Raw genomic sequence first — 22,419 nt, forward strand, 5'->3', positions numbered from 1 at the left:
AACTGACATTTTATAAGGACCAGATACACCGTATTATTGCGTGGTGGTGTCTCGTTTTAGTGTTGTCCTGTCCAATGCCGAGCAACGCCGGTCATTCCTTCCAACGAATTGAATTTACCCATTTAGGATCTGCGCAAGGGTTATCGCAAGCGACGGTCTTTGACATGGTCCAAGACAGCAAAGGTTTCGTTTGGTTAGCGACGCAGCAAGGCGTTAACCGTTACGATGGCTACGAGTTTAGAAATTATAAATTTGTCCAAGATGACCCATCCTCGCTATCGAATAGCTTCGTCCTAAGCTTGCATATTGACTCTTTCGACCGACTTTGGGTGGGAACACGCGGTGGCTTAAATTTATTCGACTACGATACCGAGACGTTCACTCGCTTTACTCATGATGTAGATGATGAAAGCTCGTTACCTCATGGTCGGGTAACAGCGTTAGCTGAAGACTCGTCTGGAACACTCTGGGTCGGAACCGGTGGCGGCGGTATTGCCAGTGTCGACTTGAAGAATCTCACCATGCGCCGTCTCAACCTAGACAGCGATTCCCAACTAGCGCAATTGGATGGTTTGGTATTCAACCCATTCGTAACAGATTTGATGCTGGATGAGGTTGATAACTTATGGATAGCGAGTGGAGATGCACGATTAATTCGCTCGAATGGGGTGGGTGGGCTGATGCAGTACAACACAACCTCAAAAACCTTAAAGCCGATTAGATTTGAGAATAAGCAGCAAGAGTCGATTAAACCTAACAGCATTACAGCGCTCTATTCCGATAATTCAGGCACGATATGGGTTGGGTCAGAGGACGCTGGGTTGTTCACGGTTAATCAAGATAGTTTAACTGCCAATCAGTATTTTGATTTCGATGAGGTTGGCAGAAGCACGGTAAGCACCATACTCAAAGAGGCGCCAACGACGCTCTGGTTTGGAACGGTCGATGCGGGGCTATTTAAGTACGATATTGATAACCACAGCAAGAGAAACTACCGCGTTGAAGACTCTTTAAGCTCCAATATTAATGAGAATGAAGTGGTTTCATTGATGCTAGATTTTAGTGGCGTTTTTTGGGTTGGCACTTGGAACGGAGGGGTTAATAAAATCGATTTTAAGTCCAGTCAGTTCCATAAGCATTTAAGGGCACGGGGCGAAGCTAATGATGCATTACAGGTCATCAGAGATATATCCGAAGATAGTTCAGGCAACATCTGGTTGGCGGCTTGGGATAGAGGGGCTATCAAGTTTAATCGTCAAACTGGCGAGACGTTAAGTCCGCCCGAGATATCGGCAGAAAAAACCGGAAGGATTAATGGTGTTCAGGTCGATCCGGACGATGTTCTGTGGATTGCAACCGATAAAAATGGTTTGTTTCGCTATGACATAAAAACAGGTGTAAGCAATGTATTTAGGAACATTAAAGACAATGATAATAGTCTGGCAATTGACCAGGTACTGTTTACTGTTGATGGCGAAGTCGATCAGCTTTGGATAGGGACTCGAGGGGGTGGTGTCAACTTGTTGCAGAAGAGCACCGGTACCATTACTCGTTTTCCCCAGATCATCGGTGAAGGTGCATCGGTTTTGAGTAGTCATATTGGCTATTTGTTTTACGAAAATGATCAACGACTTTGGGTTGGTACCGAAGGCGATGGATTGTATTTATATAATCCATCGTTGAATCAAGTCATTGCCTATTATCGAAATAGTAAATTTGACGGCTCATTGTGCGGAAATAATATTAATGGCGTTCTGAAAGACGCGAACCGACAATATTGGATCGCGACTGCGGTAGGGTTGTGTAAAGTTCACTTGGGTGAAGGCGATTCGCCATTTGAAACGCTGACTTTCGAGCTCATTGATGATGACCAAAAGTCGATTGGTGCAATTGGAGGAATCGTTGAGGATGATCAGCAAGTATTGTGGATAAGTACTATCGATGGAGTAAGTTCACTCAGTGCTGATAGAAGTGAATTTAAGCACTTCTCCGCAGTTAGGGGCGTTATCGATCAAGGATACTTTATTAGAGCGAAGCATCATGCGAAAAATGGAAGTATTTTCTTTGGCAGTAGCTCAGGATTAACCGAATTTCTGCCTTCAGAAATTGTCGACGATTTAATACCACCCAAGCCGGTGATTACTAAATTGATGTTATTCAATCAAGAGCAAACTATTAAAGCGGTTTCTCCGACTTCGCCATTAACTAAAAGTATTGTTGTCACCGATAAAATATCTTTGACTCACAAACAAAATGTCTTTTCATTTGAGTTTTCAGGGCTTCACTTCTCAGCGCCAGATTTCAATCAGTATCGCTACCATTTAAAAGGTTTTAATGATAACTGGCTCGAGACTGACGCCAATAATCGACGCGCAACTTACACTAACCTTGATCCAGGCACCTATGTGTTTGAAGTAGTTGCAAGTAATCAAGATGGCACTTGGAGTAAAGAAAAAGCGTCTATCGAAATAGAAGTATTCGCTGCACCCTGGTTAAGCTGGTGGGCGAAAACAATCTATGTATTAGTTTCCCTGGGATTGCTACTGTTATTTTATCGACAAAAAATTAAAGCTGATGAGCTTAATCAAGCGTCGAAAATTGCTAAACTTGAAATGGATTATGCGGTTAAATCAAATGAACTTAAATCCATGTTTCTCGCCAATATGTCCCATGAAATTCGCACACCCATGAATGCCATCATTGGTTTGAGTGGACTCGCGTTGGGAATGTCGATGGATGCCAAGTTGCGAGATTATCTTAATAAAATTCAGAGTTCATCCAATGCTTTACTCAGAATAATCGATGATATCTTGGATTACTCTAAAATAGAGGCCAACAAACTAGAGCTAGAGTACAAACCTTTTTATCTTGAGGAAGTGGTTCGAGAAGTCGTTAACGTTATCTCTCCGAAAGCGAATGAAAAAGGTTTAGAAGTCATTGTGTCTAATTTAGAAACGATTGATTTTAAACTGCTGGGTGATCAACTCCGTGTCAGACAAGTGCTAATCAATTTAGTGAGTAATGCGATCAAATTTACCGATGAAGGTTTTATCGAACTGCATTTTGATAAGCGAGTTAAATCCAAAGGGAAAGTAGAGATTAAAGCCTCGGTAATTGATACAGGGATCGGACTAACTCAAGCACAAATAAGTAAAATTTTTACGCCTTTTACCCAAGCGGATATGACCACAACTCGGCGCTATGGTGGTACCGGATTGGGGTTGTCTCTTAGTCGAGATCTCGTCAATTTGATGGGGGGCGAGATCAATGTTTCAAGCTCATTGGGAAGAGGCACCGTTTTCAGTTTTAACTTGATGCTTGATTATGATTTACAGGCGGATGTTTTATATCAAGATAAAAAACCATTTTTGCAGCAACTGAATGTATTGGTCATCGAAGATAATCCAGAAACTTTAGTTACCTTGATAAGAATGCTTGAATCTTTTGGCATTCAAGCAATGCCTTATTTAGCATCAGATATCAGCCCAAGACAATTGCGGCTTAGTAAAATCGATTTTGAACAATTTAATTTAATCATGGTAGATGCGACACTACCTGGCGCCGAGTTTTCTGACATCGGTGCGTACCTGCGTCAAACGATAGCGAGTGACAAGACACATGTATTGTTAATGACCGCTATGTCCACCCACATCACATCCAGTGATTATAATATTTTCGATACGATTATCGAAAAGCCGGTTACGCCCTCTGAGTTACATGACGGGTTACTAAACAGTCTTGAGATTAGAAAACCCAAAGTTTCCGATGTTGATTTAAGTGATGAAGAACGACATCGATTATTGGCCAAGCTGGCCTCAAAACATATTCTCGTGGTAGAGGATAACGCGATCAATCAGCAAGTTGCTAGCGAGCTGATTAGCTCATTGGGAATTAAAGTCGATTGTGCGGATAATGGTCGACAAGCAATCGAAAAACTCAAACAGCAACGTTATGATATGGTATTTATGGATATTCAAATGCCAGTACTTGATGGTCCCTCAGCAACTAAAATTATCAGAGAACAACAGCTTGTTGTTGAGCAGCCTATCGTGGCTATGACCGCTCACGCTATGGTGGGCGACCGGGAAAAATGTTTACAAGCTGGCATGGATGACTATCTTTCCAAGCCAATCAAACCTGATGCGCTTTACCAATGTATTCAGTCTTGGCTGCTTAAAGATGAAAAGCCACTTATGGGAATGCTCTCTAATTTACTCAGAGAACTAGTTAATACCATGAGCGAAGAGGAGTTAATGTTGAATCGTGATATTGAAACTCCCGATAGTGAGCGATTGGTCGACTTTGATCGAGGGTTACAGAGTTTGGATGGAAATCGTCAATTATTTATCGAAGTTCTAGAAATGTTTGTTCAACAGTATCGTTCGCTTGGTACTTTAGAAAAGCTACTCGAAGTCGAATCTCAAGAAACGTTAGGCCGCTTTTTTCATACATTGAAAGGATTAGCTGACTCCATTGGGGCGATGCCTTTAAAACGCTTATGTGAGGCAATCGAACATCAGGTAAACAATGAGGGCGTCGTTGATCACAAGGGGATTGAAAACTGCTTGTACACGCTAGTTGCTGTGTGTCACCAGCTTGAAGATTATCTAGACGCGCACGCCACTCAAAATTAAGTTAAGTGGCGTGAAAACAGACCGAGCAATGGTCAGACTGTGTCTAGTTGTACTGAAGCCACTTAATGACGTTTCATCGGTTGAAGCTTAAAATAAGTCAAAGATCGCCACAACCATTCTAACGGCCCAAATCGAAATTTTTTCAGCCACCAGGGTGACCAGACCATTTGCAGGGCGAGAACCAATATAGCCACCAAAACCATTTCAAAACGACTTAGCATACTAAACAAACCCAGACCAAAGCCATAAAACAAGCTGGTACATATAAGCGATTGTGTAATGTAATTCGTAAACGCCATTTGTCCGACTGCTTGCAGTCGCTGCTTGAGTTTCTTAAATCCTTCACTTAAGAAAAATAAGTTGAACATGCCAATGTACCCGATTGCCATTAACAGACTTCCTAGATAATTGTATTGTGCTAACTTCATTTGCACTGTCTTGGCGTCTAAAAAACCACTTTGGTTGAGCGCATAGGCACTGTAGGTCGCCATTGCTAACCCTGGTAGAAGACACCAATAGATGAGCTTCCAATAGAATTGTTTGGAGCGCTGTGCACTGAATATACCGAGTTTGTAAAATGCCATACCCAACAGCATACAGCCAGTAATTCGGAAAATACCAAATCCGATAAAAGAGAACATGTGAGCCATTGCTTCAATGCGTTGGGCAAAACTCTCAGACCAAGTACCCTGATAAGCGGCAATTTCTTTAGCAATCACTTCTTCGCTTGGAATAAACAGTGATTGCATCTGAGCTGCATCTTCTGCGGGCATAGCAAGATAACCCAGCAGCATGAAACCGCTCAGCAGAAGTATAAGCACTAGGCCTGATACAATTTGAAAGCGCGGAGACTTCTTCCACATTAAAAATACAATCAGCGCAAACAAACCGTAAATATTTAAAATGTCGCCGTACCAAATCAAATAGCCATGGAGCAATCCAAAAAGGATTAACAAGACGCTTCGGCGATAATGGTACTTGGCAGCGGACAGTCCCTTAGCTGAAGCCTTCTCTGCCATGACAACAATTCCTGCGCCGAATAGCATTGAGAAAATCGTATAAAATTTTTGCTCAAAGAAAATGTGAGTGATAAACCAAGTGATTTGGTTTAACCCACTAAAGTCGCCATTGATTGTTGGATTAAAATAAGTGGCGAATAAATTCCCAAAGGACTGAATATTCATGATGAGAATACCCAAGATAGCGATGCCGCGAATAAGGTCGAGTGAGACCATTCTTTCGCTACTTGTAATTGGGGCCACAAAATCACTCGCTGAAGATTGCGGATACGATGGTTGCCGAGCTTCTTCCATATTTTTGTTTCCTTTTTATTAAAATTGTTATTTCGAGTCGGTTAGCTGTTATAAATGATCAAATTGTCATCTTAAAGGTAATGTTATACAAAATGTTATACAAGATGTAAGTATCCATTTAGTGTTGATCGTAATAAATCGCAATAAACAGAATAACGTTGAAGACATTATTTGTTTTTCGTTAACAACTAAGATTCGCTAAGGGAGCGAGAGGATGACCATAAATTGATTGAAAACAGTGGCTTCCAACAATTTCTTGTCTAATTATTAGTCGTGTTTTCACGAGACTATTCTGCTGTGAATGAGCGTTTTGATTGATTCAATGATTTTGTATCAATCGTGTCTACCTGCAGCAAGTTGATACAAAAGTTGCCAGAATCTTAGACAGAAAAACTGAAATTTTGGCCGATTTTGAATATCCCCTTGTTTTATAAGGGTTATAAGCGATTTTTTCTTGATTTGAACGATGATCCACTTTTAGACAAACGACGTAACTATAGATACAACAAGCAATAGGTGTATCGGTTATGTTATCTGACAATCAAAGTTTTTCCATCGGAACGGTAGCGCGTATCATTGGTGTCTCAACTCACACGCTGAGAGCTTGGGAAAAGCGCTATGATTTAAATCTTGCTCAACGTAACGCCTCGGGACGCAGAGAATACCCAGCTGGCGAAATCGAAAAGCTAAAGATGATAAAGAGTGTGCTTAAACTTGGATATAAGATTTCTGACGTTGCTCATCTGTCAATCAATGAACTTGCACAGCTCAAATCGAACGAATCATCACCTAGCGAAGGCGGCAGTAGCCAGTCTAAAAAGCGCAGAGTGCTGATTTATGGCAAGAAATTATCACACCTCGTGTTCCAGTCAAGAACCAATATCCGTTATCAAGTGTTCGACGAATTGATTGATTTGGCCGACCTTGTAGAAAGCGAGAGTGCGATCGTTAACGGCGTGGTGCTTTCATTCAACAAAGTCGACGCTGAGATCGAGGAATTGATCTACACCATTAAGCTTGGGTTTAAACGCCAGCTACCATTAATCGTGTTCAGCGAAACGCCACTACCTTCGGAGATCGCCAAGCGACTGTCTGATTCGCATATTGAAACGATCGATGAGGGATTCGATCTTGATATCGTGAAAGAGACGTTGCGTCCAGAAAGGTTTGAAGTCGAGAGTAATGCGCAGCCCAAATCGTCATTGAATAAAATTCAGGTAGGTAAGCTGCTTGACCATAAGAGTGACGTTTATTGCGAATGCCCCAACCATTTGGCTGACGTTTACACGAAATTGGATGAGTTTATTACTTATACTAAGAATTGTGAGATTCTGTCGCCTAAAGATGCGGCGGTTCACCAACACATCAACCAAAAGTTGCAAGAGATCCAAGGCAACTTAACCCAACTGGTGTGGGATGTTGCTGAGCTCGATGGGATCGATTTATAACATTTTACCTCCAAAAAGTTTAATCCCCTCTTAGGCCTTCACAAGAAGGCCTTTTTTTTAACTTACTAATAACCCTCTAGAATAACTCTAACTTGTCGCTTATCGTGATATTTGAAGCAGCAATCGCAATGTTGTTTCCTATCTAAATACCGTTGACAACATGGATAATTTCTTAAAGGACATTGCAGTTGATATACGTTTTTAAATATTCTAAAAACCGGCGTAATATTAACCAGCAAGAAATTTACTTTGGAGCAGCGCATGCTAGTGAGAAGTGTTAAGTCCTCTGACGTCAAAGAGTGGTTACGGATGCGAAATAATCTTTGGCCAAATTCAGTGGAAGACAATCCGGATGAGATTACCCAATATTTTGAGCAATCTTCGGATAATCATTCACGTGTTTTTGTCGCTGAAAAGGAACCTGGCACTTTGGTAGGGTTTCTCGAATTGAGCATTAGAAGTTATGCCGAGGGATGCTTGCAAGGCTCGATTCCATACATTGAAGGTTGGTATGTCGATGCTGGCTATCGTAGAAAAGGAATTGGGGCGATGCTTGTGGCGAATGCAGAATCCTGGGCTGTTTCTTGTGGATATCGACAGATAGCCAGTGATACAGAGACAAGTAATCAGGTGAGTATCTCAGCGCATAAAAATCTTGGTTATCTTGAGGTTGATAAAATCGTCTGTTTTAAAAAGGACTTGTAAGTGATTGGCAAATGAGTATTGGCGGTCAATTGTGCCAGTCTGATCGGGTCGTTGTTCTACGCGAAATAGTCAATAATCGACTACACTCATAGCTAGAAAGGTGTATTTGCGCGCCTTATCGAGGGATTGACATAAAAACTTGAGGCAGTCCCTCGCCCTGACCAACTGTTTGTATAGGACTGCTATGGCCGTTTTAAAAATTGCTGTGATCGATGATGCAACTATGATCAGAGATTTGATCAAAAAATTTGTACGTCAGAATTTTCCTGAGGCAAAAATTTTTGACGCTGTGAACGGGCAAGCCGGAATGACGCTCCTCAAAAGGCAACCTGTCGACCTTATTTTATGTGACTGGGAAATGCCAGAGATGAGTGGAGAAGAATTACTGCGTTGGGTAAGAACCCAAGAAAATATGCTTGATACGCCGTTCATCATGGTGACCAGTCGGGGTGATAAAGAGTTTGTGATAAAGGCCATCGAAGCAAAAGTTAGCGACTATTTAGTTAAACCATTTAACAATAAACAATTTTTAGAAAAAATTCACCGAGCTTTCAAGAAGCATGGAATTCAGGTTCCTGAGAGTGCATTGTTGAGTAAACCACCAACGGGCAGAGGAGGGGATTCGCTGGCTGTGTTAACGGCACACTCTTCCGCAGTGCCGAAAGCGAATGAATCGCCGGTTAAAAATCTACCCAAAAAGCCGTTGCCAAAAGGTGCGGCAATTGTTAGAACATCGAGTGGCGAAATCAAATGCGCGCTGAAACAACTCGACCTCAAAAGTATGCTCGGAGTATTCAAGGCAAGTACTTTTATGCCGACTTTGTTAGAACAAGTCTCCTTGGACTTAGAATTTAGTCGCCGAGATGAGCAAAAGATTGTTCGGATGAATGGTTTCGTACAAATGCTAAAAAGTAATGAAGAGCGTCCCGATAGCAACTTGGCGATACTCAAAGTATTTTTTATGGACGAAGATCCGCAGAAACGGGCCTTGATTTCTGAGTATGTTGGACAATTTAATTAAGCATATAGCTCACATTCTATTACCCTGACAGACTGGTTAGCGCCTTTGCCTAAGTGGCAAAGCGCATCGACATGGTCCCCAAAAATAAACAAGAAACAATCCTTAACTTAATCTTAAGTTTAATTTCCTTACTAATTTTCAATAGGTTATCAATAGTCTCGAGCGTGAACCGCAATCAACCTACCCAGGCTGAGACAATCTGCAACGCATCAAAAATGGTCTAGCAAAGATTGAAACAATTTGTTGAATCAGCCGGTCATTACTAGTATCGTGCAGACGGAGTTTTCATCCCTTGTTAGAAACCGAATTTGAAAGACCTTGAATCTGGAGTAATCAGTGAAATTGCATTCATTTAAGCTGCTTGTCTCATTTGGACTGGCCATTTGTTTATTTGTTACCTCTTCGGTAGTTGCGCATGAGGAAAGCATTGCGACGATAAATGGTGAAAAAATTACCTTGGAAATGCTCCAAGGTGGTAATCAAATGGAGATTTATGAGGCAGAGCAAAAAATTTATCAAATTCGCATGGGGCTTTTAAAGCAGGCTTTAATCTCTAAGCTGGTTAAACTTGATCCCAGAAGTAAAGGTATGGATGAAAACGAGTTTATCGCGTTGTTTGTGGTAAAACCTAAAAACATTACCGATTTTGATGTCATGAACTTTATCATGCAAAGAAATATCGACGAGTCAAAAATAAATAACGCCTTAAAAGCAGAAGTAAAACAATACTTAGAAAGTCAAGATTATATGCGTCAAATTGACGCGTGGTTTTTCGAACAAGCGAATAAGTACGACGTGCAAATTAGTTTGGCAAAACCGAGAGAACCAAGATTTGATGTTAAGGCTGGCGACGCGCCTTATTTAGGTGGCAAAGATGCAAAAGTAGAGATCGTGGAGTTTTCGGACTTTGAATGTCCTTATTGTGCAAAAGCAACGGACGTTATCCGTTCACTCAATCAGCGTTACGGCGATAGAATCAAAATTGCTTACAAGCATTTTCCGTTAAACTTTCACCCAAATGCTCAAAAAGCTGCAGAGGCCGGAGTTTGTGCAAAAATGCAGAGTAATGAAATGTTTTGGAAGCTCCATGATGAAATGTTTGCAAACATTAAGAATTTGTCGGTCGGCGCTTTAAAGGACAAGGCCAAAAAAATTGGTCTCGATTATGAACAGTTCAATACCTGCCTATCGAGTGGAAAATATGCGGCAAAAGTCCAATCTGACATAGCAGAAGGAATGCGAGTTGGCGTTTCCTCAACACCAGTCTTCTTCGTCAATGGTCGCATGATCAAAGGTGCTCAACCTATTGAAGTGTTTATTGAGAAAATCGAAGAGGAGCTACGAGCCAAATGAGGCAGACCTCGTCAGGCGATGTCGCTTTTTGTTTAATTAAAAGCGACTCGCCTTTGAAGAGTAAAATCATTGCATCGAAATCATTGCACCTGAATCATCACTCAGTAAAGTTTGACAGTCGACTGTTTTGCTTGACGAACGGTGTTATCTGAAAAATATTTCCTTACTATTCTAGTTTGCTGCAGCGTGTTATCAAAACTCGCCCATTACGAAAATTTACAGTTTTTATCAGTCACTGAAGCGACCTTTAAAACCATTCGGATATGAGATTAAAAGGTAAATATTTGTGGTTCGCTAAGCATTGAAATCTCCAAGCAGTCCACGAAACAATTTGTACCTTCCGATTTCTTGTATAACCGATTGTATTTAAAGAAAAAATAGCTTGTTTGAACTGACTGATAGGCTCGAATCGGTCATTCGGTTGAAAAGCTGACAAAATCGCTGAAATAGCGGTTTTCGTGGGCAATTCATCGAATGACATTAATATTGCTTGTTTAACCCAAATCCAAGGTTTATCAATAAAAAGTGTGCAAATTGCCACTTGAAAAACTTGATTAATAAACTTATAAAGAAATGAATCAAAGTCAGACGATGCTTTGATTTGTGAGAAATAACTTACAAGCTAAAGAGATATTTGCCATGCCAATTGGGGGCAAAGATCGCTATGATATACGAGTAACGAAATAAAAGGATTTTTAAAGTGAGTCGTGCATTATATCGAAAAAGTGACCCGCTAAACGCGACTTTTTCGAAAAGTAACCGAATCATAACCAACGGTCGTGGTTTTTTTTACAAAATCCGCGGTGGTAAAATGAATGGCCCGTTTGCAACCAGAGATGCGGCCGAAAATGACCTTTGTACCTTTATCAAAGTGCTTCAGATAGAAGCAGAACTCGATCCTAGAAATTTCCAATTAAACTCTTAACCGGCTTCAGCGACTGAATCAATAATTAGTGGTTGAGAGTCAGCGTCCAATCGCTAGTTGTGAAGTCTGTTATTGTGTGGGTCGCCATCCACTATTGACCATCAGTTTGATATTATTTGATGTCGGACTTTTCATCTTGCTGTGTTTTAACGGGTTGACGATTCCAGATCTGGACGCAAGCTGCGCTCGTGACCACCAATACAATACCTAAACAACTTACTAAGTCGATTGCTGGAAAGGTGATTATCTCTGGCCACCATCCCATATAAGCTGCAAGCATGGCAGTAGCAAAGCTTGCTATTGGTGTTAATGCAATCATCGCGCTGACTTCTACCGCACGCCAATATTTCATTGACTGAGCAAAGCAACCGTAAGCGATGATGGTATTAATGGAACAAAAAAGTAATATTGAATATTGCTCGAAACTGTATCGATGTAATTCTGTTAATCGCGATTGAGGAAATAATATGATCACACCTAACGCAAAGATGAATAAAAGGATGTTGGCTGGCGATAACACTTGGTTAAGCCACTTTTGCATCAGTGCGTATACACACCAACAAAATGAAGACAGTTGAACGAATATGATTCCCCAAATAATGTTTGTGGAATACCCGATGCCGGTGATGTTTTTGTGAAAAAACAATAAAAGGCCGAAAGCGAGAAAACTAAAAAAGATTGCTTGTATCCCGGAAATACGCTCTTTAAAAAATATTAGCCCGCCTAAAGCCAAGTAAAATGGGGCTGTTTGGAAATTGAGTTGTGCTTCTCCGGGACCCAAGTAATCGAGGCTCCAAACGAAAGTGACGTAATTTGTGATAAGAAAAACGCCAGCGATCGATAAGATAGCCCATTGCTTAAACGTTAACAGTTTAAATTGTCCCAGTTGTCCCACCAGCCATTGACTCACCAGGCTGAAGACTAAGGCGATCAAAAATCTGACCCAGGTCAGTGAAATTGCATCGATAAACCCACCGGAAACCTTTAATGCTACTGGCAAAACGCCCCAGAAAATTACTGCAGTCGATATGAAGATTAATCCCAATTTAAATTGATGGTTTGAATAAGTCATTAACGGGTGGCCGATACGATCATTGGAAGCAGCAAGGTAGCAGGATGTTACGGTAAATTAGACTAGCAAGCCACCTTCTCATCTTCGGATATGAATTAGCAATAAATGATATGGACAAAATCTATGAGTCAGCGTTGCTGCATCGGCTAGGCTAAAAATTGTGCGACTTGGCTCAATGCTTTTTGTAAACGAATGATATCCGACTCATCATTGTAAATGCCAAAGGAAATTCGTACACAATGTTTAAACCCCAATGCATTAAGGAAAGGTTGAGCGCAGTGGTGTCCTGCTCTTACTGCGACGTTATTTTCGGCACAAACTGAAGCAACATCATGTGAATGAAAGGTGTCACTGGCAATTGTAAGAATGTTGCCGCTATGTGGGTGGGATATTTCTTTGAAATTTTCAGCGTCAATGATTTTTCTGGCTTGTTGCAGTAGCCCATGTTCATGGTTTTGCAGTTGCTCTCTGTCTATTGCAGCAAAATAATCGAGCGAGGCAACCAAGCCGGCAACGCCTAACATATTGATGCTACCAGCTTCGAGTCTTTCGATTCTATCGGTAAGATAATATTCATGGTTAGTGACTCGGTTGACAATCCCTCCGCCAAGCGTGAGTGGTTCGATATATTCTGGGTGTTTAGTGATCAAGCAGCCGATACCGGGTGGGCCGTAGATTTTGTGACCAGAAAAAGCAAAATAATCACAATCAATCGCGCTAAAATCGATTTGCTGGTGGGCGATAGACTGTGCACCGTCTACCACAGTAATGGCGCCCTGTGATTTTGCCAGTTTAATCATTCGTTCGATTGGGTTAGTCACTCCAGTTAGATTGCTAACATGGCTGCAGGCGAGTACCGCGCAATGTTTAAAAGTAGACTCATTGAGCCAGCTCTGACTAATTTCTCCGCGCTCATCGATTGGAATCATAATAAGTTTGGCGCCTGTTAAATGGCTTAGCCGCTGCCAAGGTAGTAAATTGGCATGATGTTCGGTTTGGGTGACAACGATCGTTTGGTCGTCTTTGATATTATTTTTCAAGCCATGAGCAACTAAGTTGAGAGACTCGGTGGTGCTCTTGGTCAGCGCTACCTGCTCTGGTGAAGCGTTCACCAAATTCGCAACGGCAGCCCGACACTGACTCACGAGTTTTTCGGCATTTTCACTAAATGAGTACATGCCTCGGTGAGGATTTCCATGCCCATTGGTTAGATAATCGTGAATAGCATTAATGACGATTTGAGGTGTTTGGCAACTTGAAGCGGAATCAAGATAACTCAGTTGTTTGTTACTCAGTGCAGGAAAATCCTTACGCCATGGTGATTCGCTCATTATCTCCGGTCTCAATATGATTAGGTCAATTGCTAGCTAACTGTAATCAACTCGACCGAGAATGGCAAAATTCTATAAAAATGCCGGTTAGTTGTTGTGATTTGGGCTTTTGTCCCCATAAATAGAGGCTAGCAATATGGATTAGCGGTAGTTTTGCAGCGGTTTACAAGGTACAATTCCGCGGTTCATTTTAACCAAGTAAAGTAGATACCCTGGTCAGGTCAATTTGACTAATCGGTTTTTCTTCTAGTTGAGCTGAGTCCAGGTTAGAAATTTATTAAACCAATAAGAATATCAGGAAGTTAGTGCCCATGTTCGGGAATATCCTTGCCAAAGTATTTGGTAGTCGAAATCAACGCGTTATCAAGCAGCTCAACAAACGAGTTGTCAAAATCAATGCTCTCGAAGAAGAAGTTGCCAAGTTATCTGATGAAGAGCTGGCGCAAGCGACAGAGAAATTCAAACAGCGATTGGCGGATGGCGAAACTCAAAATGATATTCTAGACGAAGCCTTCGCGGTAGTCAGAGAAGCGGGTAAGCGAGTGCTGAATATGCGTCATTTCGATGTTCAGCTTATTGGTGGAATGGTACTCAATCAAGGCAAAATAGCCGAGATGCGCACCGGTGAAGGTAAGACGCTTGTTGCGACGCTGGCTGCCTATATCAATGCGCTCACAGGCCGAGGTGTGCACATCATCACGGTCAACGACTATCTTGCTTCGCGTGATGCTGAGTGGATGGGACCTCTATATCGGGCTTTAGGCCTAACGGTTGGGGTTATATTGTCGGGGCAAGACACTGAAACAAAACGCGCGGCTTACGCCTGTGATATCACTTTCGGAACCAACAATGAGTTTGGCTTCGATTATTTACGCGACAATATGGCCTTTGCGACGGAAGATAAAGTCCAAAGAGATTTGCACTATGCCATTATTGATGAAGTTGATTCGATTTTAATCGATGAAGCGCGGACGCCATTAATTATCTCCGGTGCTGTGGAAGATAGTTCAGATCTTTACCGTCAAATCGACAAACTTATCCCAGAATTGAAACCACTTGAAGATGACGAAGATCAGAGAAGCGGAGACTACTCCGTTGATGAAAAAGCCAAGCAGGTCTATTTGAGTGAGCGTGGCCAAGAACACGTTGAGGAATTGCTGACTAAAGCTGGGCTTCTCAGTGATAGTCAATCGCTTTACAGCGCGCAATCGATATCATTGTTACACCACGTTAACGCCGCATTACGAGCCCATGTTCTATTTAAAAATGATGTTGATTACATCGTAAAAGATGGCGAAGTCGTTATTGTTGATGAACATACCGGTCGTACGATGCCTGGGCGTCGTTGGTCAGATGGTTTACATCAAGCGGTTGAAGCTAAAGAAGGCGTTAATATCCAAAATGAAAATCAAACGCTCGCGTCTATTACATTCCAAAACCTGTTCCGTTTATACGAAAAGCTTTCTGGTATGACTGGAACCGCTGATACCGAAGCTTTTGAGTTGAACTCAATCTATGGATTGGAAGTTATCGTAATCCCAACCAATAAGCCGATGCTACGAAAGGATTTGGGTGACTTAATTTTCTTAACCAAGCAAGAAAAATATACAGCGATCATCGAAGATATTCTGCAACGTCGAGAGCAAGGGCAACCGATTTTGGTGGGTACAACTTCTGTTGAATCATCAGAAATACTCTCTAAAGTCCTCAAGCAGAAAAAAATTAAACACCAAGTACTTAATGCTAAGTTTCACCAAAAAGAAGCTGAAATTATTGCTCAGGCGGGTCGACCGGGTACTGTGACGATAGCGACCAATATGGCCGGTCGTGGTACTGACATCGTCTTGGGTGGAAGTCTGCAAGCCGATTTAGATGCACTCAATAATCCGTCAGATGAACAAATCGCTGAGGCGACCAAAGAGTGGCAAGAACGTCACGACAAAGTTTTAGAGGCAGGTGGGCTAGCAATCATCGGTACCGAGCGACACGAGTCTCGCCGCATCGATAACCAATTGCGTGGTCGTTCTGGCCGTCAAGGCGATCCAGGTTCAAGTCGATTTTATTTATCGCTAGAAGACGATTTAATGAGAATCTTTGCGTCGGATCGCATGGCTGCAATGATGCAAAAAATGGGTTGGGAAGAAGGTGAAGCTATTGAGCATAAATGGGTTTCCCGCGCGATTGAAAATGCTCAGCGTAAAGTCGAAGGACGTAACTTTGATATCCGTAAGAATCTGCTTGAGTATGATGATGTCGCGAATGACCAACGTAAAGTTATTTATGAGCAACGAGCCGAGCTCATGTCCACGGATGACATTTCTGATACGGTTCGTTCGCTACGCTTAGATGTTGTTTCCAATGTTTTTGCTCAATACATTCCACCGCAAAGTATCGAGAACATGTGGGACGTTGAAGGGTTGCAAGAGAGACTCAAGAGTGACTTCTTAATTGATTTACCGATCCAAAAGTGGCTAGATGAAGATGATTCGCTTCACGAAGAAACTTTGCGTGACAAGATTATTGAGAAGCTTGCTGCGGAGTATGAAGCGAAAGAAGAGCAAGTGGGTGGCGTTGTGATTCGTCACTTTGAAAAGTCGATTATGCTGCAGCATCTTGATAGTCATTGGAAAGAGCATTTGGCGGCTATGGATCACCTTCGTCAAGGAATAGGCCTACGTAGTTATGCTCAGAAAAACCCTAAGCAAGAGTACAAGCGCGAGGCTTTTGAATTGTTTGCAGAGATGTTAGAAAACGTCAAGTACGACGTTATTTCTCTACTTTCAAAAGTCCAAGTTAGAGATTCTGATGACGTGGATGCTGTTGAAGAGCAGCGCAGGCGAGAAGCTCAATCTCAGGGTGTCCAGTATCAACATGAGCAAGGTAGTGCTATGCCTCCGCAAGAAAACGAAACCGCGCAGCAAACGCCTTATGTTCGCGAGGGACAAAAAGTTGGTCGTAACTCACCGTGTCCTTGTGGCTCTGGAAAGAAGTACAAACAGTGTCATGGTAAATTAAATTAGATTTAACTTGTATTACCAACCAAAAGGCAGAATCATTCTGCCTTTTTTGTTTTAAGCTCCTAACTTCCAAAAGAAATGTCGATAATCAGTATGAAGCATATCCAAGTTGTTGCGGCAGTCATTGTAAAAAACGATCATGTGCTTATTGCCCGTCGCCCGCTAGATAAACATAAAGGGGGCTATTGGGAATTTCCTGGTGGTAAAATCGAAACTGGGGAGTCTCATGAAGAGGCGTTAGTTCGTGAAATAGCCGAAGAAATCAACATCCGAATCGAAGCACCACAATTGTTTGAGCGAATCGATTTTGATTACCCTGAGAAAAGTGTTTCGTTAAACTTTTTCTTAACAGAAGCTTTTTCCGGAGAGCCTGAAGGGTTAGAAGGGCAAGCCATAAAGTGGGTCGCTTGGCCGGAATTAGCGAACTATCAATTTCCTGAAGCGAATCAACCTGTGGTAAAAAAATTACAGAATTGGTTCAGCGAAAAGAGTTGATAGCGCATTAACTTTGTCGGATTGCTCAATAACCAGAGTGGTGAAATTGGCGCTTAGTTTTTCTGTTGTTTCATCACTTTTTGAAAATCTGGAGTGACTTCAAAACAGTAATTATTGGTTCCTTGCCAGCTAATTTGAGTTACAGTTCCCGTTGGACTATAGGTCACCAGTCGGCTGCAAGCATCGTCGGTACCACCCAAATCGAACAAAGTTAATCCAATGCCTATCGCGCTATTTCTGCTTCTGCTTCCTGTCCCTATTGACACCGAGGCGTTGCCTGGTTCACTACTTTTGTTGATCCATTCGGCGTAGCGCTTGTCTTCTACTTGGCTTTGTTTGGTTGGCAAACCCCAATAAGTAATTAGTTGGTCAATATGCAGTCCTTGCCATGCTCGTAGTCGCTCATCGACTTTTTCAGGCGGCACGCTGGCGCAAGAAACGATGCCAAGCGAAGAAATTGCGATGATTAAGCATTTTAATTTTTGCTGCATGGTTTTACTCCCGAGGTTTTATTCCAGTTTAGTATGCTTAAACTTGGATATCTGCCAACAGATACTAGGCTATTAGCTCGACTTTTAGTAGAATACCGGCCTTTAATACTATCTGACAACCACCGAAACAGCGATGATTGAAGTCACATCTATCCGTGAAAGAATAAAGGAACTCCAAGCGCGAAAAATTTCGCTCAGGGGGTATCTTTGACTACGATACCAAAAAAGAGCGGTTAGTCGAAGTCGAGCGAGAGCTAGAACTACCTGAGATTTGGAACGAACCAGACCGCGCGCAGGCGCTTGGCAAAGAAAGATCGGGTTTAGAAATCGTTGTAACCACCATTGATAAGTTAGATGCCGGGCTCAATGATGCCGATGATTTATTGCAAATGGCGGTTGACGAGGACGACCAGGATACCGTCGATGAACTCGTCTCAGACCTTGATGATTTAGATAAGGATTTAGCGACATTAGAATTTCGGCGTATGTTCAGCGGTAAAATGGATACCGAAAATGCCTATATCGATATTCAGTCAGGCTCTGGCGGAACAGAAGCACAAGACTGGGCGAACATGCTGCTACGAATGTATTTACGGTGGTGTGAAGATCACGGGTTTAAAGCTGAGTTGATTGAGTGTTCCGACGGTGAAGTCGCTGGAATTAAAAGTGCGACAATCTATGTACAAGGTGATTATGCGTTTGGTTGGACTCGCACTGAGACTGGCGTTCATCGACTCGTAAGAAAGTCGCCGTTTGATTCCGGCAATCGCAGGCACACGAGTTTTGCGAGTGTTTTTTGTTATCCAGAAGTGAAAGACGATATTGAGATAGAAGTTAATCCAGCCGATTTAAGAATCGATACTTATCGCGCGAGTGGGGCCGGCGGACAGCATGTCAACAAAACCGACTCGGCAGTAAGAATTACCCACCTGCCAACAAATACAGTCGTTCAATGTCAAAATGATCGTTCGCAGCATAAAAACAAAGATCAAGCGATGAAGCTTTTAAAAGCCAAATTGTATGAACTTGAAGTACAAAAACAGAATGCAGAGAAGCAACAAATGGAAGATGCTAAATCTGACATCGGATGGGGAAGTCAGATTCGCTCTTATGTACTTGATCAGTCTCGGATAAAAGATTTAAGAACCGGCTATGAGTCCACTAATACTCAGGCCGTGTTAGACGGTAATTTAGACGGGTTTATCGAAGAAAGTCTAAAAGCAGGTCTATAACGTAATTAAAAGTAAATTGGTGTAGTGCCATTTCGTCATGTTTTGCTAGGCAGTAATCAATTATAGTTAATGTGAGAGAGTTAAGAGCAAGCAACCGGTTAAGAATTAAAAACGATTAAGAAGATTGAAATTATGAGTAATGATGCTAACAACCCTGAAGTAACCACAAGTGCTGAAGACAACAAGCTCATCGCTGAAAGAAAAGCGAAGCTAGAAACCATCCGAAAGCAGTGTGATTCAAATGGTCATCCAAACCATTTTAAACCGGAGAATTACGCTAACGATTTACAGGATGAATTTGGCGACCAAGACAAAGAGTCTATCGAAGGACTTAACAAGATCGTCAGCATCGCGGGCCGTGTCATGGCTAAAAGAGGACCTTTCTTTGTTGTCCAAGATATGACAGGACGAATACAAGCTTATGCGACAAAAGACGTGCAAAAAGCGATGAAGGACAATTGGGGGGGCTTGGACATCGGCGATATTATCGGTGTTAAAGGCCAGCTTAAATTGTCAGGTAAAGGCGCATTGTATGTGGCGATGGACGAGTATTATTTGTTGACTAAATCGCTTAGGCCACTGCCCGAGAAATTTCACGGCCTTGCAGATCAGGAAACGAAGTATCGCCAGCGCTATGTTGATCTCATTACTAATGAAGAAACTCGTAAAAACTTCTTAGTAAGAAGTAAAGTAGTCGAGGGAATCCGACGCTTCTTGGTTGATAGAAACTTTATGGAAGTGGAAACGCCAATGCTACAAGTTATTCCTGGTGGTGCGGTGGCGCGTCCTTTTGTTACCCATCACAACGCGATGGACATCGATATGTTCTTGCGGATTGCGCCTGAGTTATATCTGAAACGCTTGGTCGTTGGTGGGTTCGATCGCGTTTTTGAAATCAATCGAAATTTCAGAAATGAAGGTTTATCGACTCGTCATAATCCAGAATTTACGATGCTAGAGTTTTATCAAGCTTATGCGGATTACAACGATTTAATGGACTTAACCGAAGAAATGTTGCGCACCGTAGCACACGATGTACTGGGCACGACAACCGTTGTTAATACGACGAAAGATGCAGACGGAAATGTAACGGAAGAAGTGAGTTATGATTTTGGCTCAAAGTTTGAGCGTCTATCGATGGTTGATGCAATACTAAAATATAATCCCGAATTCGACGAAAATGTTTTCCGAAACCCTGAAGAAAACTTTGAACAAATTCGGACCTATGCTAAACAACTGCACGTCAAGGAACCTGAGGTCGAGGGTGTTTGGGGTGCAGGAAAATATATCACAGAGATATTTGAAGAGACTGCTGAGCACCAATTAATTCAACCAACCTTTATCACAGAGTACCCTTGGGAAGTATCACCGTTGGCACGTCGTAACGACGATAACCCCTTTATCACTGACCGTTTTGAGTTCTTTGTCGGTGGCCGAGAAATCGCCAATGGGTTCTCGGAGCTGAATGACGCCGAGGACCAAGCCGCTCGCTTCCGTAAACAGGTGGAAGAAAAAGACGCTGGTGATGATGAAGCTATGCATTTTGATGATGATTACATCAACGCATTAGAATACGGCTTACCGCCGACGGCTGGTGAAGGAATTGGCATTGACCGATTGGTGATGCTGTTTACTGATTCGCCGACCATTAAAGATGTTATTCTATTTCCTCATATGAAACCGCAGTCTTGAGCGTAACAAAGCACGTTTGACGGGGTGTCGTTGTTAAAAATTTGATAAATATGAGATTTTCGTAAATACTGCTATGTAGTGGCCCTATTAAGGGCCATTATCAGTCAGGGTTGTTAGATTATTACCAGCTAAATTAAGTAATTAGCCAGTTTGGCTCTCCAAATAGAAGAATTTAATGATAAAGCAGTTATTGGTGTCACTTCTATGTTTAACCTCATGGTATGCAATGGGGAGCGCTCAAGCTGATTCGCTCGATCCTGTCACTTCTGAAGAAACCTGCCAATTAAAATACGCTTGGACCGAGTTTCCGCCTTTTATGGTCCCTGCCAAAAATAAACCAACCGGTGCCCAAATTAAATTGGCTGAGTGGGTGGCCAACGAAATGGGCTGCCAGGTAAACTTTATCAATCTCAACTGGAAAGAGAGTATTGCCGCCATTGAGTCTGGTGATATTGATCTAATGGGAAGAGCATCGATTACCTCAGAACGAAGTGAGTTCGCTCGTTTTTCAACATCTTACCGCGATGAAGTTTTAGTGCTAACTGTACGCAAAGGCGAGTCGCAAACGCTACAGTACCGAAATATGGAAGATTTGTTTAAGCGCGGTTTTAGGTTAGGAATTCTGCGCGGTGGTTATTTTGGTGAAGAGCTGGAACCTATTTTAGCGAAGCCTGAATTTGCAGATAATATAATTAAGCATGCTAAAGAAGGTGAGTTACTGACGTCGCTTAAGAACAAAGTTATCGATGGTTTTTTTGAAGAGCCATTTATCATCGATAATGCTGTGATGACCCAATCGCTATATTCAGAGTTTGAGGAGTACCCTATTGAGATGTTGGTGGGTAAAGTTCACTTTATGTTTAGCAAGCAGACCGTTTCGGATAATCAGGTCAAGCGTTTTAATGAAGCGTTGAGTCGTGTACAAAGTAGTGAGCGGTATAAAACCCACTGGTATTGGTCGACTATACAAAAATAAAAAAGCTGGCTTAGCCAGCTTTTTTATTGCTTTTAATTATCGGAATTTAAAGCCCTTGTTTAACTTCACTTTTTGGTAGTTTACACTTCATAAATGTTTTTAATACGGCCACTCCAGCGGCTATGTTTTACTCGAAATTCTCGATAACCATTTCGCGGTGTTTTGAAAACTAAAGTATATTTAAATGTTTTCATACCAGCGTGAATGTTTTCAGATTGAATGACTTGAGCATTTCTCAAACCATAATCTCGTTTGATTTCTCGAATCGCTTGATAAACATTATCAACTGGAAAATCATAGTATCTAATATCATCAAGCGCGCCGTATCGAACAGGCTTTCGTTGTGCTCTATGACAAGAGCCTCCGCCCAACTCAATAAAATACTTCTGTTCGGCAACAAATTTACCGCGCAATTTATGTCCCCAAGAGTCGTAGCATTTAAACAATTTAACGCCTCTCGCATATTGCGGCTGGCGCCAATTGCGATCGTGGTCACGATAAATCTTGGCTTGCGTAGCTTTGTTTTTTATTTGAACGTCTGCAGATTTTTTACCATCAAAAGCAACAGCGCTAAATGCTGGAAGTAATAAAAATAAGCACAATAGTTTTTTCATGGTTAGCGACCTCTTTTGGTTAATGCTGAGTTCAATTATCCGGGCTACGGCTGAACGAAAAATGAATGGATAAAAAGTCGGTAATATTTACTTAAATCGA

At 41.9% G+C, this 22,419-nt stretch carries 16 protein-coding genes; 11 read left to right on the forward strand and 5 right to left on the reverse strand.

Annotated features, from left to right (window positions below; all coding sequences use genetic code 11):
- Positions 1 to 74: 74 nt before the first annotated feature.
- Complete coding sequence (locus tag FLL45_RS09985; RefSeq protein ID WP_142941871.1) at positions 75 to 4,634, forward strand: hybrid sensor histidine kinase/response regulator; 4,560 nt, start codon at positions 75 to 77, stop codon at positions 4,632 to 4,634.
- 62 nt (positions 4,635 to 4,696) lie between these two features.
- Here FLL45_RS09985 and FLL45_RS09990 read toward each other — a convergent pair whose 3' ends face one another.
- Positions 4,697 to 5,947, reverse strand: coding sequence for a DUF418 domain-containing protein (locus tag FLL45_RS09990; protein ID WP_142941872.1), 1,251 nt, complete (start codon positions 5,945 to 5,947; stop codon positions 4,697 to 4,699).
- 527 nt (positions 5,948 to 6,474) lie between these two features.
- Between FLL45_RS09990 and FLL45_RS09995 the strand changes: the two genes are divergently transcribed.
- From FLL45_RS09995 to FLL45_RS10015, 5 genes are all read left to right on the forward strand, one after another.
- On the forward strand, positions 6,475 to 7,395 hold the full coding sequence (locus FLL45_RS09995) for a MerR family transcriptional regulator (protein WP_142941873.1): 921 nt from the start codon (positions 6,475 to 6,477) through the stop codon (positions 7,393 to 7,395).
- A gap of 261 nt (positions 7,396 to 7,656) precedes the next feature.
- Entirely contained in the window at positions 7,657 to 8,100 is a 444-nt protein-coding gene (locus tag FLL45_RS10000; protein ID WP_142941874.1) for a GNAT family N-acetyltransferase, read from the forward strand.
- Positions 8,101 to 8,284: 184 nt separating this feature from the next.
- A complete protein-coding gene (locus tag FLL45_RS10005; protein ID WP_142941875.1) occupies positions 8,285 to 9,121 on the forward strand; it encodes a response regulator in 837 nt (278 codons plus the stop codon).
- Between the two features lie 336 nt (positions 9,122 to 9,457).
- Positions 9,458 to 10,474: a DsbA family protein gene (locus FLL45_RS10010; RefSeq protein WP_142941876.1), complete on the forward strand. Its 1,017-nt coding sequence runs from the start codon at positions 9,458 to 9,460 to the stop codon at positions 10,472 to 10,474.
- Positions 10,475 to 11,174: 700 nt separating this feature from the next.
- A complete protein-coding gene (locus tag FLL45_RS10015; protein WP_142941877.1) occupies positions 11,175 to 11,399 on the forward strand; it encodes a DUF6316 family protein in 225 nt (74 codons plus the stop codon).
- A 112-nt stretch (positions 11,400 to 11,511) separates the two neighbouring features.
- Here FLL45_RS10015 and FLL45_RS10020 read toward each other — a convergent pair whose 3' ends face one another.
- On the reverse strand, positions 11,512 to 12,471 hold the full coding sequence (locus tag FLL45_RS10020) for a DMT family transporter (protein ID WP_142941878.1): 960 nt from the start codon (positions 12,469 to 12,471) through the stop codon (positions 11,512 to 11,514).
- Positions 12,472 to 12,617: 146 nt separating this feature from the next.
- Positions 12,618 to 13,802 carry an aminotransferase class V-fold PLP-dependent enzyme gene (locus FLL45_RS10025; protein ID WP_142941879.1) on the reverse strand — a complete coding sequence of 395 codons (1,185 nt, stop codon included), beginning with the start codon at positions 13,800 to 13,802 and terminating at the stop codon, positions 12,618 to 12,620.
- Between the two features lie 311 nt (positions 13,803 to 14,113).
- Between FLL45_RS10025 and secA the strand changes: the two genes are divergently transcribed.
- Both secA and mutT read left to right on the forward strand, forming a co-directional pair.
- Positions 14,114 to 16,822, forward strand: coding sequence for a preprotein translocase subunit SecA (gene secA, locus FLL45_RS10030; protein WP_142941880.1), 2,709 nt, complete (start codon positions 14,114 to 14,116; stop codon positions 16,820 to 16,822).
- A gap of 90 nt (positions 16,823 to 16,912) precedes the next feature.
- On the forward strand, positions 16,913 to 17,314 hold the full coding sequence (gene mutT / locus FLL45_RS10035; protein ID WP_142941881.1) for an 8-oxo-dGTP diphosphatase MutT: 402 nt from the start codon (positions 16,913 to 16,915) through the stop codon (positions 17,312 to 17,314).
- Between the two features lie 53 nt (positions 17,315 to 17,367).
- On the opposite strand, the gene FLL45_RS10040 is transcribed toward mutT, so the two are convergent.
- Positions 17,368 to 17,805, reverse strand: a complete 438-nt coding sequence (locus FLL45_RS10040; RefSeq protein ID WP_142941882.1) for a hypothetical protein — start codon at positions 17,803 to 17,805, stop codon at positions 17,368 to 17,370.
- A gap of 133 nt (positions 17,806 to 17,938) precedes the next feature.
- Between FLL45_RS10040 and prfB the strand changes: the two genes are divergently transcribed.
- The 3 genes from prfB (at position 17,939) to FLL45_RS10055 (ending at position 21,705) form a co-directional block, all read left to right on the forward strand.
- A protein-coding gene (prfB, locus tag FLL45_RS10045; protein WP_142941883.1) for a peptide chain release factor 2 occupies positions 17,939 to 19,037 on the forward strand; the annotation gives its coding sequence in 2 pieces (ribosomal slippage) (positions 17,939 to 18,013 and positions 18,015 to 19,037; 1,098 coding nt in all).
- 132 nt (positions 19,038 to 19,169) lie between these two features.
- On the forward strand, positions 19,170 to 20,729 hold the full coding sequence (gene lysS / locus FLL45_RS10050; protein WP_142941884.1) for a lysine--tRNA ligase: 1,560 nt from the start codon (positions 19,170 to 19,172) through the stop codon (positions 20,727 to 20,729).
- A gap of 175 nt (positions 20,730 to 20,904) precedes the next feature.
- A complete protein-coding gene (locus tag FLL45_RS10055; protein ID WP_142941885.1) occupies positions 20,905 to 21,705 on the forward strand; it encodes a substrate-binding periplasmic protein in 801 nt (266 codons plus the stop codon).
- An 80-nt stretch (positions 21,706 to 21,785) separates the two neighbouring features.
- Here the strand turns inward: FLL45_RS10055 and FLL45_RS10060 are convergent, their stop codons facing one another.
- A complete protein-coding gene (locus FLL45_RS10060; RefSeq protein WP_142941886.1) occupies positions 21,786 to 22,319 on the reverse strand; it encodes a hypothetical protein in 534 nt (177 codons plus the stop codon).
- Between the last annotated feature and the right edge of the window lie 100 nt (positions 22,320 to 22,419).

This window comes from Aliikangiella marina (assembly GCF_007004765.1).
Lineage (GTDB): Bacteria > Pseudomonadota > Gammaproteobacteria > Enterobacterales > Kangiellaceae > Aliikangiella > Aliikangiella marina.